The 2,390-nt window shown below is 69.7% G+C and carries 1 protein-coding gene; it reads left to right on the top strand.

Annotated elements, in window-relative coordinates:
• The first annotated feature begins 457 nt into the window (after positions 1 to 457).
• The gene (locus EHS43_RS42705) at positions 458 to 1,975 is read left to right on the top strand and encodes a glutamate-cysteine ligase family protein (RefSeq protein ID WP_125195839.1); all 1,518 of its coding nucleotides are present in this window, start codon (positions 458 to 460) and stop codon (positions 1,973 to 1,975) included.
• Positions 1,976 to 2,390 lie beyond the last annotated feature (415 nt).

Below are 2,390 nucleotides of genomic sequence, written 5' to 3'. Positions count from 1 at the left end.
GGGTCAGAGAGGCGGGGGCCGGGGTCCGGTGACGCGCGTGCGGGAGAGGACTTGCCGTACGTCACCTGACGGCAGGATCCAGGACCGCGGGTGCCAACCCTCTGCCTTGTTCGCGGAGTTTATACGACATATGTTCAGATGATGTTTCGTCTAGCCGCTTCCGCCGTACTCGGCAAGGAGTCATTCGGTCGGCGATACGCGGGAATCATCCCGATATCGAGACTGTCGGTCGGCGGTGACCTCGGTGAATACACGAGGAGCGGTCGGCCGATTGTCATCGGCGTTTTTCACGAGTTCTTCTGGGCACCCGAAACTGCTGACAGCTCCATGCCGAGTGAATGTGCCACCGGTCACATTCAACAGCGTAGCGGGTTCGGAGCCGCGGCGGGACGTTATCGATCGGTCCGGCTGGGCATCATCCCACCTGACTCATGACGCAACGAGGAGGGACCCTTCGATGGGGGAGAAGGTCGTGGCAGGCCAGTTCGACCTGTCCGATCGCCAGCGGTACCGCGACAAGCTCCGAACGTGTCTGACGGGGCTGGAGCGGCTCCTGGCGGAGCAGCGGTTCGACCGGCCCAAGAACCTGATGGGGCTGGAGATCGAATTGAATCTGGTCGGCGCCGACGGTATGCCGAGAATGCTGAACGGAGAGGTCCTCGAACGTATCGCGAGCCGAGACTTCCAAACAGAACTCGCCATGTTCAACCTGGAAGTCAACATAGCCCCCCACCGCTTGGGCGGCCGGGTATTCGACCGGCTCGCCGAGGAAATCCGGACCTCGCTGGCATATGCCGACCGTAAAGCGGGCGAGGTCGACGCCGGAATCGTGATGATCGGCATTCTGCCGACGCTGGACCGGGACGACCTGGTCTCCTCCAACCTGTCCGACGTCGACCGCTACACCCTGCTCAACGACCAGATCGTGGCCGCGCGCGGTGAGGACTTCGTCCTCGACATCGACGGGGTGGAACGCCTCACCTGCACCTCGAAGTCCATCGCGCCGGAGGCCGCGTGCACCTCCGTGCAGCTGCACCTCCAGGTCACCCCGGGGCGCTTCGCCGACGTGTGGAACGCCGCCCAGGCGGTGGCCGGCGTGCAGATCGCCGTCGGGGCCAACTCGCCCTTCCTGTTCGGCCGTGAGCTGTGGCGGGAGTCCCGGCCCCCGCTGTTCCAGCAGTCCACCGACACCCGGCCGCCGGAACTGCAGAGCCAGGGGGTGCGGCCGCGCACCTGGTTCGGGGAGCGGTGGATCTCCTCGGCGTACGACCTCTTCGAGGAGAACCTGCGCTACTTCCCGGCCCTGCTGCCGATCTGCGACGACGAGGACCCGCTGAAGGTGCTCGACGAGGGCGGGGTGCCCTCCCTCGCCGAACTCGTCCTGCACAACGGCACGGTGTACCGCTGGAACCGGCCCGTCTACGACATCGCCGACGGCGTCCCGCACCTGCGTGTGGAGAACCGCGTGCTGCCCGCCGGCCCCACCATCACCGACGTCATCGCGAACGCGGCCTTCTACTACGGCCTCGTCCGCGCCCTCGCCGAGGAGTCGCGGCCGGTGTGGACCCGGATGCCCTTCGAGGCGGCCGCGGCCAACTTCGACGCGGCCTGCCGGCACGGCATCGACGCGCGCATGACCTGGCCCCGGCGCGGCCGGTACGGCGGCACCGTGGAGGTCGACGCGGTGAGCCTCGTACGCGACGAACTGCTGCCGCTGGCCGAGACGGGGCTCGCGGCCTGGGGCGTGGAGGCCGCCGACCGGGACCTGTATCTCGGGGTGATCGAGGAGCGGTGCCGGCGCCGGGCCAACGGGGCGTCGTGGCAGGCGGCGACCTTCCACGGGGCCCTGGAGGCCGGGCTGTCGCGGGAGGCCGCGCTGGCCGCCACCACGCGGCGGTACGGCGAGCTGATGCGGCAGGGGGAGCCTGTGCACACGTGGCCGGTGGGGTTGCCGGAGCCGGTGCCGCTGGGCTGAGGGGCGCTGCGGGGGTCGCGCGTCAGCTCTCGCCGTCTCCACGCGGCGGTGCGGCGAGCTGAAGCGCCGAGGGGAGCCCGTGCGCACGTGGCCGGTGCGGCTGGGCTGAGCACCGCTCTGGGCTGCGCGTCAGCCTTTGCCGCCAGCACGAGGCGGTACGGCGAGCTGATGCGGCGGGGAGGGCATGTGCGCACGTGGCCGGTGCCGCTGGGCTGAGGACTGCTCCGGGAGGTGCGTCAGCTCTCGCCGCCCCGGGCGCCCGCGGCCACGATCGCCTTCAGGATCACCGTGTGGATCTGGGCCGGGTCGTTGACCTGCTGTCCGGAGCCGCCGGTGGCCTCGGCGAGCTGCTGGGCCTCCGCGCGGTCGGCGTCGGGGCCCACCGCGATCACGATCAGCGGGACCGGGCGGGCGG

This window comes from Streptomyces sp. RP5T (genome assembly GCF_003933965.1).
Taxonomy (GTDB): Bacteria; Actinomycetota; Actinomycetes; order Streptomycetales; family Streptomycetaceae; genus Streptomyces.
This window is presented reverse-complemented; position numbering and strand designations above follow the sequence as displayed.